Source organism: Thiomicrorhabdus indica, from assembly GCF_004293625.1.
Lineage (GTDB): Bacteria > Pseudomonadota > Gammaproteobacteria > Thiomicrospirales > Thiomicrospiraceae > Thiomicrorhabdus > Thiomicrorhabdus indica.
This window is the reverse complement of record NZ_CP033040.1, coordinates 927473-940833: the sequence shown is the minus strand read 5'-3', so window position 1 is coordinate 940833 and position 13361 is coordinate 927473. Positions and strand designations below refer to the sequence as shown.

The following is a 13361-nucleotide window of genomic DNA, read 5'->3' as shown; positions in this document are numbered from 1 at the left end:
AACCGTTTTCCACCTAACGTTACTCCGTCCAAAAAGTGCCAATTGCTGCAATCCCTTGTGCACCGTTCTGTTTAGCGACTCTTAAATGTTGCTCTTGCATTCCTCCTAGCGCATAAACAGGCACTGGACAAGCATTCACCAATTCTTTAAAAGCTTGCCATCCCAACCCCTTCATATCTGGATGTGTCTGAGTAAAAAGCACTGGAGATAAAAGCAAAAAATCCGCATCAATTTTCAGAGCTTGCTGGATTTCTTCACAATCATGCACCGAAGCACCCAACAACTTATCTTTTGGAATGGGACGGCTTTCAAAATCAAACAGTGCTTTGGAAGATAATTGAATACCATCTACATCAACTTCATTCAAAATTTGGATTTTACGAGTGTTTAACAAAAGTTTCGCTTGATGCTGATGAATCAAAGGCAAAACCGCTTGAGCGTAATATAAAAACTCACTATCGGTAAAACTTTTTTCTCGCAGTTGCAAACATTTAACCCCTTTTGAAAACACATTTGACACTTTTTCACGCAAATCGTCTTGGTTATCAAATCGTCCTGTGATAGCCATTTGATCAGGCAACTCCAGAGCAGTTAAGATACCTTGGTTGGCTTCTGGAAAACTCAACGCTCTTAATTCAGATTTATCAAACCAACGAACAACTTGTCCTTCTACGCCTATTGGCCGGCCGGTAAATTCATAGGTTTGATAGACATGAAGGCGAACGCTGACATTTTCATAATGCCAAGGGATTACAATCAATGCTTGCCAATTATCGGTATCAATTCCTAGCTCTTCAATAAACTCACGCTTTAGCGCTTGTTCAACTGTTTCACCTGCTTCAACTTTGCCACCAGGAAACTCCCATTTGTCAGAATGCGATTGATGCTTTTGGCGAAGACTAAGACAAACCTCATCTTCGCAGCGCAAAACCCCAACAGCAATTTCCACAAACTCGCTTGAACCCTTGCTCATGTCTTAAAACCTCAAAAGTTTGAAATTGGTTGCTATTGTATGCCAACTGATTGCGCTAAAATAGCAGTCAATTTTTTTGATTACTTCAGGAAATCATGCCATGAGCCAATTTTGGAGCCAGCTTGTTCACACCTTGACCCCCTATGTACCGGGCGAACAACCAAAAGTCGATAATTTAATTAAACTCAATACCAATGAAAACCCTTACCCACCGTCTCCAAAAGTTTTGGCAGCAATTGCTGAGCAGAACAATGAAAAACTCAAGCTTTATCCTGATCCAAATTCAGACCTGCTAAAACAGGCGATTGCCGACTACCATTCGCTTGAGACAAATCAGGTATTTGTGGGAAATGGCTCCGATGAAGTTTTGGCGCATGCATTTCAAGCCCTTCTTAAACAAGACGCACCTCTGCTGTTCCCAGATATTACTTACAGCTTTTATCCTGTTTACTGCGGTCTATATGGTATTGACTATGAAACCATCCCTTTAAACGACCAGTTTGAAATTCAACCTGCCGATTATCAGCAAAACTGTGGGGCAATTATTTTCCCCAATCCAAACGCACCAACAGGACGCTTGCTGAAATTAGACGCGATTAAAGAAATATTAGAAATGCATCCTAATCGTGTGGTTCTAGTGGACGAGGCCTATATCGACTTTGGTGGAAAATCAGCAATTTCGCTTGTGAACGATTATCCGAATCTTTTAGTCGCGCAAACTTTGTCTAAATCTCGTTCACTGGCCGGAATGCGAGTAGGATTTGCCGTGGGTCAAGCACACTTGATTGAGGCTCTTGAACGTGTCAAAAATAGTTTTAATTCCTATCCCATTGATCGATTAGCTTTATATGGCGCTAGTGCATCCTTTAAAGATGAAGAGTATTTTCAAGACTGTTGTCAAAAAATTATCTCCACCCGTGAGACACTGACAAATGCCATGAAAGAAATAGGCTTTGAAGTGATTCCATCGGCGGCAAATTTTGTGTTTGCCAAACATACAACTGAAGATGCCGAAAAATTAGCCATGGCTTTGCGTGAACGCAAAATTATTGTGCGTTATTTTAATAAACCGCGCATTGATCAGTATTTGCGTATTACCATTGGCACCGATGAGGAAAACAATGCGTTGATAGCAGCATTGAAAGAGATTTTAGGAAAGTAAACTTTACCGGCCGGTTAAATTAACGTTGAAGACTGGAGTGATAGTGAAGGCCGGTATTATTTTGAAAAAGTTTGGAAAGCCACGGATGGCGAACCAGAGTAATCTTGGGAGATCTTGCTACGTCTTTTTCAAAACAATACCAGCCTGATAAGAATTCATCCTTTGAGTGCTTTTTAAAAGTCATTCAATGCAGTTTTATTTCTAGGAACAATTAAGACCGATATTCTGCATTGATTTTGACATAGTCGTACGAGAAATCCGTGGTCCAAACGGTTTCATTCACCGGTCCACGATTTAGCCAAATTGTAATATCAATATCGGTTTGATCCATTACTTTCTGACCTTGTGCTTCGGTATATTCTTCAGCACGCCCGCCATTTCGAACAATACAGACATCCCCTAAGTAAATCTCAAGTGCATTGATATCTAAATCCTCAACCCCCGCACGACCGACTGCTGCCAAAATACGTCCCCAATTGGGATCGGAGGCAAACAAAGCAGTTTTAACCAAAGGTGATAAAGCCACGGTATGAGCAACTTTCAATGCCTCTTCTTCCGTTTTCGCTTCTTCGACAATCACTGACACAAATTTCGTCGCACCTTCACCATCTCTCACAATTTTTTGCGCTAAATCAGTCATCATTTCTGTCACAGCTTCAGAAAATACTTGGTAATCAAGGCTATTGCTATCAGAAATTTCAGGCATATCCGCTTCACCTGTTGCCGTTAAGGTGCAAGCATCATTGGTAGAGGTATCCCCGTCTACAGTAATACGGTTAAAGCTGACATTCACTGCATCTTTAAGGGCTTTTTCTAAACACGCCTGAGAAATTTTCGCATCCGTCGCAGCAAATCCCAGCATGGTTGCCATATTCGGATGAATCATGCCTGAGCCTTTTGACATGCCTGTTAAAGTGACTTTTGATCCATTGATATCAATGACCTTACTAAAGGTTTTTGCGACTAAGTCTGTAGTCATAATTGCTGTAGATGCGGCCTTCCAACCATCAATTTTCAAGTTCGCCAAAGCATCAGGAATACCAATTTCAAACTTTTCCATTGGCAAATTTTCACCAATGACCCCTGTTGAAAACGGCAACACTTGTTCACCAGAACACCCCAATTCTTTAGCGACTAGTTCACAAGTCGCTTTGGCATCCATCATCCCTTGCTCACCCGTACCGGCATTGGCGTTCCCTGCATTAATCACTAACGCACGTGGCATTGTCGAAACCAGATTGGCTTTTGCCAAGCTTACTGGTGCAGCACAAAAGGCGTTAGTCGTAAAAGTTGCAGCAGTTTTTGACCCTTCCTTTAACTCGATGATGACTAAATCTGGGTTACCATTTTTTTTAATTTTCGCAGCAGTCGTGCCTAAATAAATACCTGCCACGGGATGTAAATTCATTTCACTCACTTGTTCTCTCCTAACGAAAAAACCCATCGAGGTTCATGACACACGATGGGTTTTGGATTCAGCTTTGTTGTAGATTTTAGCTTAACTTACCACAACACTGTTTATATTTTTTGCCCGAACCACAAGGACAAGGATCATTTCGCCCCACCTTGGGGGTTTCACGTCGAACAGTCCCTGTTTGACCGGCCGGTGAAGTATGTCCTTCAGAATCCGATTCTTCTGGATTTTGCATCGCATTATTCATGGCATCTGCAATACCTGCTGCGGCTGGGTGATTCGCTTCAAGCTTTTCAGGCTGATGCGCTTGTTGTTCATATTCTGCAACATCTTGGTCATTCCCTATGCGAACTAGAGACAGCATTTTCACCGTTTCCATCATCACTTCATTCAGGAATGCATTGAACATGTCACCCGACTCACGACGATACTCTTGGAATGGATCTTTTTGCGCGTAACCACGCAAATGAATCCCTCGACGCAAATAATCCATCTCTGCCAAATGCGTACGCCATTGAGAATCAATCGTACGTAGCAAGACTTCTTTTTCAAAGTGGTGTCTGGTATCTTCGTCAATGACCGACATTTTTTGGGTGTAGGCGGTCTTCAACTCTGCAACAATTTTCTCAATCAATGTCTCTTCGTAAAGATTTGGATCTTCATCCAACCAAGATTGAATATGAAGTTCAACACCTAACTCCTCATGAAGCGCTTTTTCAACGCCAGGAATATCCCACTGCTCGTGCAAAGAACCTGGCGGTATATAAACGCCAACGATTTGCTCAACAACTTGTTCGCGAAGACCGTCAATCACATCTGTGACCTCTTCTGCCGTTGATGACATCAATTCGTTACGCTGGTTATAAACCACCTTACGTTGTTCATTGGCAATATCATCAAATTTTAGAAGATTAGCACGCTCGTCTTGGTGCATACGCTCAACTTGTTTTTGCGCTCGCTCAATCGATTTAGTGACCATTTTGTGCTCAATCGCTTCATCGGAAGTCATTCCCAAGCGTCGCATCATATTTTTCACCTTATCGGATGCAAAGCGACGCATTAAATCGTCATCCAAGGATAAATAGAACCGCGTTAAGCCCACATCCCCTTGTCGACCAGAACGACCACGTAGCTGATTGTCAATTCGGCGTGACTCATGACGTTCAGAACCAATAACCTTTAAACCACCGAGTTCTAGCACATGGTCATGTCGCTTTTGCCAATCCACTTTGGCTTGAGCAATTTTATCCTCGCTCACACCCTCTCCTAAGGACTCTAGCTCAGCCTCAAGATTACCACCCAATACAATATCCGTACCACGACCAGCCATATTCGTTGCAATTGTCACTGCTCCTGGAAGGCCAGCATTGGCAATAATTTGTGCTTCTTGTTCGTGATGCTTCGCATTCAAAACATTATGTGGAATTTTGGCCTGAGTAAATAAACGCGACAGCAACTCAGACATTTCAATCGAAGCTGTACCGACCAAAACGGGTTGTTGAGACTCAAAGGTCTGACGAACATCTTCAACAATGGCGGCAAATTTCCCTTCCATATCCAGATAAACCAAATCAGGCTGATCAATACGTTGTGGTAATTTATTTGGTGGAATCACCACAACTTCCAGTTTGTAAGTCGATAAGAACTCTCCCGCTTCTGTATCGGCTGTCCCAGTCATACCAGAAAGCTTGTCATACTGACGGAAGTAATTCTGGAATGTGATCGACGCAAAGGTTTGACTTTCTTGCTGAATCTTGACGCCTTCTTTGGCTTCCATCGCTTGGTGAAGCCCTTCCGACCATCGTCGCCCAGCCATTTTCCGGCCAGTGAATTCATCAATAATCACCACTTGACCATCTTCAACAATGTAATCTTTATCTTTTTCAAACAACAGGTTCGCACGTAGCGCCGCATTGACATGAATCATTAGGCCAATGTGAGCGGCATCATAAAGACTATCGCCTTCTTCCAGCAAACCAATTTCAGTGAGTAAATCTTCGACTTTTGCGTGACCATCATCCGTTAAGTAAATTTGTTTGGCTTTTTCATCAATGGTGAAATCACCGGTGGTTTCTTTGGTCTCTTTATCTTCTTCACCTTGTTCAAGATGCGAAATCAAAGGGTTAATTTTTTCATAAATTTCCGATTTATCTTCTGCTGGTCCAGAAATAATCAGAGGCGTTCGCGCCTCATCGATCAGAATCGAGTCAACCTCATCGACAATCGCAAAATGCTGGTCACGCATAACACGTTCACCAGAGAAAATCGCCATGTTGTCACGCAGGTAATCGAACCCAAACTCATTGTTAGTTCCATAAGTGATATCCATCGCATACGCCATTTGCTTTTCTTGCTGCGATTGGCCACTTACTATGACACCGGTTTCAAGACCAAGAAAACCATACAACTGTCCCATCCATTCTGCATCACGCTTGGCTAAATAATCGTTCACTGTAATGACGTGAACGCCTTCACCATTTAACGCATTCAGATAAGCTGGCAATGTTGCCACTAAGGTTTTCCCTTCACCAGTCCGCATTTCGGCAATTCGACCATCATTTAGTGCCATCCCACCAATCAACTGCACATCATAATGACGCATTCCAAACACACGCTTACCAGCTTCACGAACCACCGCAAAAGCTTCCGGCAGAATCGCTTCTAAACTTTCACCATTAGCAATACGTTGTTTAAACTCTTGCGTTTTATTTTGTAAAGCCGTGTCATCTAGCCCTTCAAAGCTCGATTCCAGTGCGTTGATTTGATCAACCGTTTTTCTGTACTGTTTTAGAATGCGATCGTTACGGCTACCGAAGATTTTCTGAAAGATGTTAAAGGCCATGTTTACTCTATATTCCGGTTAATGTTGAGCTAAAATTGTCGCTTATTCTAGCACAGGAAATCAAAAAGCGATGGTTCGCAAAACGAAGAAACAATTTTATCAAACTGCCTTGAATCAAAAAGGCGGTGCACTGAATGAGTTACTGGAAAATGCTCACATGTTTCAAGCCCTTTTAGAGCTTGGACGAGATGGCTTACCCGCTCCTTTAAATGCGCATTTAATTGGCGTTTTTTTCGAAGAAAATGTTTTGATTTTGCAGATTGATCACTCAGTCTGGGCCACGCAACTGCGGTTTTATGAGCCCAATATTCTGGGGGTTTTTCAACATAACTTGCCGCACTTAAATCTCCAGCGAGTAAAAGTCAAAGTAATCCCTCAAACTAAAGAGCCTGAGAAAAAAGGCTGCCAGATGGAACCCTTATCGACAGAGAATGCATTACAAATGCGCGAACTGAGTGAACATATTGAATCGGATAACTTAAAACATGCGCTACAAAAATTGAGTAATTGTAGAAAAAGAAAAACTTAACCGGCCGGTTAAGTTTGGTGCATAAAAAAAGCGCCTTGATGAGCGCTTTTAAAATGAAATAGATAATATTTTCTAGAGAACTTTACTGCTTCCGTAATTAATTGGAGCACTTTGATCCGAATACTCAACTAATTCATAGGCTGAAGGATTTGCAAGCAATGCACGCAACAATTGATTATTCAATGCATGTCCAGATTTATGCGCAGTAAACTCGCCAACAATTGGATGACCTAACATATACAAATCGCCGACGGCATCCAGAATCTTATGACGGACAAATTCATCCTTGTTACGTAAACCTTCATCATTCATCACGCCTTGATCATCAAGACCAATCGCATTCTTAAGACTCGCACCAAGTCCAAGATTACGAGCACGGAGCATTTCCATATCTTTCATGAAACCAAATGTACGGGCACGACTGACTTCTTTGAAATATGCAGTCGATGAAAACTCTAGTGTCATACTTTCAGCAGTTTGCTGAAAAGCAGGGTGATCGAATTCAATTGAAAAATTTAAACGATAACCATCAAACGGTTTAAATTCTGCCCAGCCACCTTTTTCATTTTCAACGCGGACGGTATCGATAATTTTTACAAAGCGCTTTGGCTTCGATTGAATCTCAATCCCTGCCGATTGCAATAAAAAGATAAAATCTGAAGAACTTCCATCCATAATTGGCACTTCATCTGACGTCAATTCAATCAGTAAATTATCAATTCCAATACCCGCCAAAGCAGACATCAAATGCTCAATCGTCGCAATTTTTGCATTCACACCATCGCCCGTATCGCCTTGAAAGTCTGGATTGACAATTGTCGTACACAAAGTTGTTTCACCAACAATCTCTGGTGTCACTTTAAAATCAATAGGGCACTCCAAGTCAACTCGACGAAACACAATTCCTGAATTCTCAGGTGCTGGCTTAAGTGTCATGACGGATTCGTGACCAGTATGCAAGCCAATACCACGGGCTTTTATCTGATTTGCGATGGTTCTTTGGTTCAAGTTTTTAACCCTTTGTTCTGCCAAACTGCTTTTTGATTCAATAGGTAAAGCTTGCTGAACATTCATTTCTTGCACAGATTTATGAATTTCAAACCGCTATAAACTCCCTACCCCTCAAAAAATATTCATACTGCATTTTTTAATCGGTGAATTCTAGCATAAATCTTTAAACAGCTTTATCGGAAACAAAAAAACCCGCAATTGAATTTGCGGGTTTTAGTTAAACAATACTCTAAGCTTTGAACACAAAAGTTTAGAATTTATCTTTCAAGTAATTAAAGAAACGACTTGCAGCTGAAGATTTAGGCTGTTCAGGCTCAAAAACCTGAATCTCTTGATGTGGTTGAATTGTTTCAATATTTTCTAAATTATCACGTGCATATAAAAGCAAACCGACTGTTGTTGCATATTCTGGATGGCACACGTCTTGTAGCATCCCTGTTATGCCCATTGGAAACCCCATTCTAACTTGCATAGACATTGTTTCCTCTGCAAGCTCAACTAAGCCTTGAACTTGAGAAGAACCGCCTGTCAAAACAACACCGGCTGCAAGTTTATTGGCATAACCCGCCTTACTTATTTCTTCTTCTACCATCTCAAAAATTTCAGCATAACGAGGTCCGACGACCCCTACTAAACTTTTACGAGACAAGCAACGAGCAACACGGTCACCAACACTTGGCACTTCAATATCTTCATCTTCATGCATCGCTTGTGGATGTGCACAAGCATATTTAACTTTAATGTCATTAGCCGCCTGGGTCGGCGTTCGAAGAGCATAAGCAATGTCTCCGGTCACTTGGTCACCCCCGACTGGGAAAACATGCGTGTGACAAATAGCGCCCTCATGATAGATGGCAATATCTGTTGTCCCTGCACCAATGTCAACCAAACAAACCCCAAGTTCTTTTTCATCTTCAGAAAGAACCGCATCGCTGGAAGCCAATTGCTCAAGCACTAACCCATCGACTTCCAAACCACATCGTTCAACGCATTTAGTAATATTGGATAAAGCACTGGCTGATCCCGTCACAATATGCGCATTAGCTTCAAGACGAACCCCCGACATGCCTAAAGGCTCGCGAATCCCTTCTTGACCATCAATGGTGTACGATTGCGGCATGACATGCAAGATTTGGTCACTCGAGGGAAGCTTGATCGTTTGAGCGTTTTGCATGACTCGATCAATATCTTCATGGGAAACTTCTTTATTAGGAATGGCCACAGTACCGTGCGAATTAATACTCTGAATATGGCTACCTGACACCCCAACTAGCACACGTTTAATGTTACTGATCCCTGAAGTATTTTCCGCGCGAGTGACAGCTTCACGAATCGAGTCAACCGTTGCCTCGATATTGACTACAACGCCTTTTTTCATCCCAACAGAAGGATAGGTCCCAATTCCCAACACTTCAACCTGACCATTATTCGTTAATTTTCCAACAATAGCAGCAATCTTTGAGGTTCCAATATCAAGCCCCACTACCACGTCTGACGCATTTTGATCATGCCTAATGTTCATACCCTTCCCTATCTTTTCTTTCGAGTCTATGACTGGTTCAGTTCAAAGCACTTTTTCTGAGAGATTTTGTTTTTAATTTGTTTTGTTTGGCTTCATTACAAAACCATTACTATAGCGCAAATCATAATAGACTGCTGAATTTCTAAAATCCGATTTAAGCTCTGGATAAGCGAGTAAAAAACGTTCAATTTCTTCTCGCCAAACACCTTCGGAAAAACGAATTAATGGACCTTGAAAAATTTGTAATTCCCAAACCTGTTCATCAAGTAACACCAACGATTCAATCCATAAATCATGTTGGGAGAAAAGCGGTGCAATTTCAGAAAAACGCTGTGAGACCAAAACCGCAAACTGCAAGTCTCCATCAAGCAAAACATAATCATCATAACCGTCCATACTTGTTGGATAAAACACTTCTCCAGACTGATTCACCAGTCCATTTTCTCCCCACCGTGCAATGGCCTCTTGTTCAGTAATTACCACGCCTAATAAATCAGGCCAATTTCTGGAGACTTTTGCACTGACAACCCAATCCAAACGCATTAACTTTGATTGAATTTCTGGTAACGGTAAGTCCCAAAAGGATTGCCCAATATAAGGTTTAAGAACTTCGTCAATTTGTTCACGGTTGACTTGCTTAGTTTGCGTCAAGATTTCATAGTCAGCAAGAGGGTAAGAAAACCAACTTTGTTCCCCCGAAGAGTCCGTTAAACGCTTTTCTGAAAGTTGCCAAGCCACTAAACCACTCAACAGCAGCAAAATAACTACGCCCCAAAATATTTTTCGAAAAAGTGCCGCGTTTTTGTAAAAAACGTTTGTCATAAATTCACCGGCCGGTAAGGTTTATTGAAAGTGACTAAAAAGTCTTAAGTACCTACTGATTTGAATAACTTCTACAAAGTGGTTTTTAAAATACGTAATACCAAGTCAGAAAATTCAATTCCATGCTGTTGTGCTGCCATCGGAACCAAACTGTGGTCGGTCATGCCAGGAATGGTGTTAATTTCAATTAACCAAGCTTGACCTTGTTCATCAATCATAAAATCCACTCGCCCCCAATCCTTTAAGCCAACAGTATTAAATGCTTTCAGGGCAATCGCCTGAATCGATTTTTCAGTTTCTTCATTCAAACCACATGGACACAGATATTGTGTGTCATTTGATTGATATTTTGCTTCATAATCATAAAAGTCGTGACTTGTTTGTAGCTTTATCATCGGTAACGGCATGCCATCTAAAATGCCACAGGTATACTCTTCCCCTGAAATCCATTGCTCGATTAACACTTCAGAATCATATTTCTGTGCATCGATTACGGATTGCTTGAGCTGTGCGATATCATTTGCTTTGCTAATTCCAATACTAGAGCCTTCATGAGAAGGTTTTACCATGACCGGAAACGGGATATCAAAATTATCGTAGTCAATTGGATGATTCGGCGTAATCCACTGGAATTTGGGGGTTGGGAGACCTGCTCCCATCCATAACCATTTACAGCGAAGCTTATCCATTCCAAGAGCACATGCAGCCATTTCACTTCCCGTAAAAGGGAGCCCAATATCCTGCAAGATCGCCTGAACAACGCCGTCTTCTCCCCAACGCCCATGAAGCGCGACAAACACTCGATCATATTTACCACTTAACGCTTGCAAATCCTTGAGGGATTTTACATCAACCGCTTTTGCATCAACCCCTTTAGAGATCAATGCTTGGCAAACTGCGCGCCCACTTTTTAATGAAATTTCTCGCTCTGCCGCTTTTCCTCCCATCAAAACGGCAACATGCCCATATTGTTTGATTATCTGGGTTTCAGAGGGTTTTTCTTGCATTAGGGTGAAGACCTTTTGTTAATACTGTAAACACTTTATTGAATTAAATAACTCAATACACAAGTAACTTCAATAACGGCACTTAAGCCAAATCCAATGGCGATTGTGGGAGCATTTGTTGAATCCATTTCTTGGAGACCTGACCTATATCACCGGCCCCCATAACGAGCACAACATCATCCAGGTGAAGACTTTCTGTCATAATCTGCTCGAGTGATTCAAAGTTTTCACTATAAATCCCTTGACCACCACGCATACGTAACGCTTGAAGTAGAGATTTTGAATCAAAAGCTGGTAACGGAGTTTCTCCCGCTGCATACACCTCTGTCAAAATGATCAAATCGGCTTTAAGCAAAGCGGCGACAAATTCATCAAATAGATCTCTAGTTCGACTGTAGCGATGAGGCTGGAACACTAATACAAGTCGTTTTTCGGGAAAGGCATTACGAGCAGTCTCAATTGTCGCTAAAAGTTCTGTGGGATGATGGCCATAATCATCGACTAAAGTTACATTTTGAGAACCAATTTGTCGATGAGGATACACTTCAAAACGTCTACCGACACCACCAAACTCTTTCAATGCTGTTTGAATGGAGGAAATGGCAACACCTTGTTGCAAAGCTATCGTGATAGAGGCCAGAGCATTCAATACATTATGTTTCCCAGGAATATTCAACTCAACATCAAAGTCTTCATATTCTTCAGATTCAACTCTAAAATGCATCGATAAACCTTGAGGTTCAATATTTATTGCACGAATATCCGCTTCGTCATGAGTTCCATAAGTTGTCACTTTACGGCTCAATTTAGGAATTAAATTTCGAACGTTTTCATCATCTAAACACAAAATTGCCATGCCATAAAATGGCAAACGATGAATGAATTCAACAAATGTTTTCTCCAGATTGGCATAGTCACCCTGATAAGTTTCCATATGATCTTCATCGATGTTGGTGACCACAGAAATCATCGGCGAAAGATGCAAAAAAGAGGCATCCGATTCATCCGCTTCTGCTAGGAGAAATTTACCAGATCCCAATCTTGCATTTGAACCAAACTGATTGAGCTTGCCACCTATAACAAACGTTGGATCTAACCCACCTTGTGTCAATACAGCTGCACTCAAACTTGTCGTCGTCGTTTTTCCATGCGTGCCAGCAATTGCAACACCAAAACGCATCCTCATCAGCTCTGCTAGCATTTCGGCTCTAGGAATGACGGGAATTCGTTGTTCTTTTGCCCAAACCACTTCATTGTTATCTTTGGAAATAGCAGTAGAAACCACAACAACATCAGCCGTTTTAACAAGATTTGCATCATGCCCTAACTGAACTTCCGCCCCCTGCGACTGGAGATGGGTAACGGTAGGATTAGTTCGAATATCAGATCCGCTGACGCCAAAACCTAAATTGAGACAAACTTCAGCAATACCGGCCATACCGACACCACCAATACCGACAAAGTGAATTTGCTTAACTTGATCTTTCATTCAAACCAATCTTTACGAAACTTTAAAGGGCATAATGATAATCGAATACAGATAATCGAGTGAAGAGATTTCTCTGCTAAAGACCTTAAAAGAACCGATTTATTTGCTTAAACTAGCACAAACCTTCTAAAGAAAACTTTGGAAATAGCATATGAACATGTCTATTATTTACTGAACACTGTGTGGTTCTGTCATTGCTGTTTCGAGAGAAGAATCTAAATCATTCCCCGGCTCCCTAACCGGCTGAGGAATGACCCAAAAATATTGCCCTAAAATCGCTGCTAATTCGGTTGGCTTTGAGAGAGGATCATTTAATTCAACCGATTCATTTGGACCACTCGCACCTTTTTCCATTGCCTGGTGGATAAAGCTTTTTACCAACTCAGCTTTTTCACCAACAATTTGACGCTGATCCGGATTCCACCAAACCAGTAAAGTTTCAAATTCATTTTGGCAATGTGGTAAGGGGACTAGCTCTAACTGAATCCAATCAAATGGTTTGTTGTCTAAATCCTGAGAGGAGGAAGGTTTTTTTGTAAGATTTTGATCAACCATAGTCATAAAGTACCCATCATTCTAAGTAGAAATTA

General features: G+C 41.5%; 11 protein-coding genes. 2 read left to right on the top strand and 9 right to left on the bottom strand.

Annotated elements, in window-relative coordinates; all coding sequences use genetic code 11:
• Nucleotides 1–19 precede the first annotated feature (19 nt).
• Nucleotides 20–973, bottom strand: coding sequence for a Nudix family hydrolase (locus D9T12_RS03870; RefSeq protein WP_130536941.1), 954 nt, complete (start codon nucleotides 971–973; stop codon nucleotides 20–22).
• Nucleotides 974–1073: 100 nt separating this feature from the next.
• Here D9T12_RS03870 and hisC point away from each other — a divergent pair, with 100 nt between their 5' ends.
• Nucleotides 1074–2135 carry a histidinol-phosphate transaminase gene (gene hisC / locus D9T12_RS03865; protein WP_130536940.1) on the top strand — a complete coding sequence of 354 codons (1062 nt, stop codon included), beginning with the start codon at nucleotides 1074–1076 and terminating at the stop codon, nucleotides 2133–2135.
• A gap of 211 nt (nucleotides 2136–2346) precedes the next feature.
• Here hisC and argJ read toward each other — a convergent pair whose 3' ends face one another.
• Nucleotides 2347–3543 carry a bifunctional glutamate N-acetyltransferase/amino-acid acetyltransferase ArgJ gene (gene argJ, locus D9T12_RS03860; RefSeq protein WP_130538515.1) on the bottom strand — a complete coding sequence of 399 codons (1197 nt, stop codon included), beginning with the start codon at nucleotides 3541–3543 and terminating at the stop codon, nucleotides 2347–2349.
• A gap of 85 nt (nucleotides 3544–3628) precedes the next feature.
• Entirely contained in the window at nucleotides 3629–6391 is a 2763-nt protein-coding gene (gene secA, locus D9T12_RS03855) for a preprotein translocase subunit SecA (RefSeq protein ID WP_130536939.1), read from the bottom strand.
• 70 nt (nucleotides 6392–6461) lie between these two features.
• Between secA and D9T12_RS03850 the strand changes: the two genes are divergently transcribed.
• Nucleotides 6462–6920, top strand: a complete 459-nt coding sequence (locus tag D9T12_RS03850) for a DciA family protein (protein ID WP_130536938.1) — start codon at nucleotides 6462–6464, stop codon at nucleotides 6918–6920.
• Between the two features lie 72 nt (nucleotides 6921–6992).
• Here the strand turns inward: D9T12_RS03850 and lpxC are convergent, their stop codons facing one another.
• The 6 genes from lpxC to D9T12_RS03820 all read right to left on the bottom strand — a co-directional run bounded on the left by lpxC (nucleotide 6993) and on the right by D9T12_RS03820 (nucleotide 13332).
• Nucleotides 6993–7928, bottom strand: coding sequence for a UDP-3-O-acyl-N-acetylglucosamine deacetylase (lpxC, locus tag D9T12_RS03845; RefSeq protein WP_130538514.1), 936 nt, complete (start codon nucleotides 7926–7928; stop codon nucleotides 6993–6995).
• A gap of 253 nt (nucleotides 7929–8181) precedes the next feature.
• Complete coding sequence (gene ftsA / locus D9T12_RS03840; protein WP_206199132.1) at nucleotides 8182–9453, bottom strand: cell division protein FtsA; 1272 nt, start codon at nucleotides 9451–9453, stop codon at nucleotides 8182–8184.
• 72 nt (nucleotides 9454–9525) lie between these two features.
• Entirely contained in the window at nucleotides 9526–10275 is a 750-nt protein-coding gene (locus tag D9T12_RS03835; RefSeq protein WP_130536937.1) for a cell division protein FtsQ/DivIB, read from the bottom strand.
• Nucleotides 10276–10346: 71 nt separating this feature from the next.
• Nucleotides 10347–11282 carry a D-alanine--D-alanine ligase gene (locus tag D9T12_RS03830; protein ID WP_130536936.1) on the bottom strand — a complete coding sequence of 312 codons (936 nt, stop codon included), beginning with the start codon at nucleotides 11280–11282 and terminating at the stop codon, nucleotides 10347–10349.
• A gap of 82 nt (nucleotides 11283–11364) precedes the next feature.
• On the bottom strand, nucleotides 11365–12771 hold the full coding sequence (murC, locus tag D9T12_RS03825) for a UDP-N-acetylmuramate--L-alanine ligase (protein ID WP_130536935.1): 1407 nt from the start codon (nucleotides 12769–12771) through the stop codon (nucleotides 11365–11367).
• A gap of 168 nt (nucleotides 12772–12939) precedes the next feature.
• The gene (locus tag D9T12_RS03820) at nucleotides 12940–13332 is read right to left on the bottom strand and encodes a hypothetical protein (protein WP_130536934.1); all 393 of its coding nucleotides are present in this window, start codon (nucleotides 13330–13332) and stop codon (nucleotides 12940–12942) included.
• Between the last annotated feature and the right edge of the window lie 29 nt (nucleotides 13333–13361).

Excerpts from the sequence above, each read along its gene's own strand:
- D9T12_RS03870 (WP_130536941.1), bottom strand. The coding sequence starts at position 973 with ATGAGCAAGGGTTCAAGCGAGTTTGTGGAAATTGCTGTTGGGGTTTTG.
- hisC (WP_130536940.1), top strand. The coding sequence starts at position 1,074 with ATGAGCCAATTTTGGAGCCAGCTTGTTCACACCTTGACCCCCTATGTA.
- argJ (WP_130538515.1), bottom strand. The coding sequence starts at position 3,543 with ATGAATTTACATCCCGTGGCAGGTATTTATTTAGGCACGACTGCTGCG.
- secA (WP_130536939.1), bottom strand. The coding sequence starts at position 6,391 with ATGGCCTTTAACATCTTTCAGAAAATCTTCGGTAGCCGTAACGATCGC.
- D9T12_RS03850 (WP_130536938.1), top strand. The coding sequence starts at position 6,462 with ATGGTTCGCAAAACGAAGAAACAATTTTATCAAACTGCCTTGAATCAA.
- ftsA (WP_206199132.1), bottom strand. The coding sequence starts at position 9,453 with ATGAACATTAGGCATGATCAAAATGCGTCAGACGTGGTAGTGGGGCTT.
- D9T12_RS03835 (WP_130536937.1), bottom strand. The coding sequence starts at position 10,275 with ATGACAAACGTTTTTTACAAAAACGCGGCACTTTTTCGAAAAATATTT.
- D9T12_RS03830 (WP_130536936.1), bottom strand. The coding sequence starts at position 11,282 with ATGCAAGAAAAACCCTCTGAAACCCAGATAATCAAACAATATGGGCAT.
- murC (WP_130536935.1), bottom strand. The coding sequence starts at position 12,771 with ATGAAAGATCAAGTTAAGCAAATTCACTTTGTCGGTATTGGTGGTGTC.
- D9T12_RS03820 (WP_130536934.1), bottom strand. The coding sequence starts at position 13,332 with ATGACTATGGTTGATCAAAATCTTACAAAAAAACCTTCCTCCTCTCAG.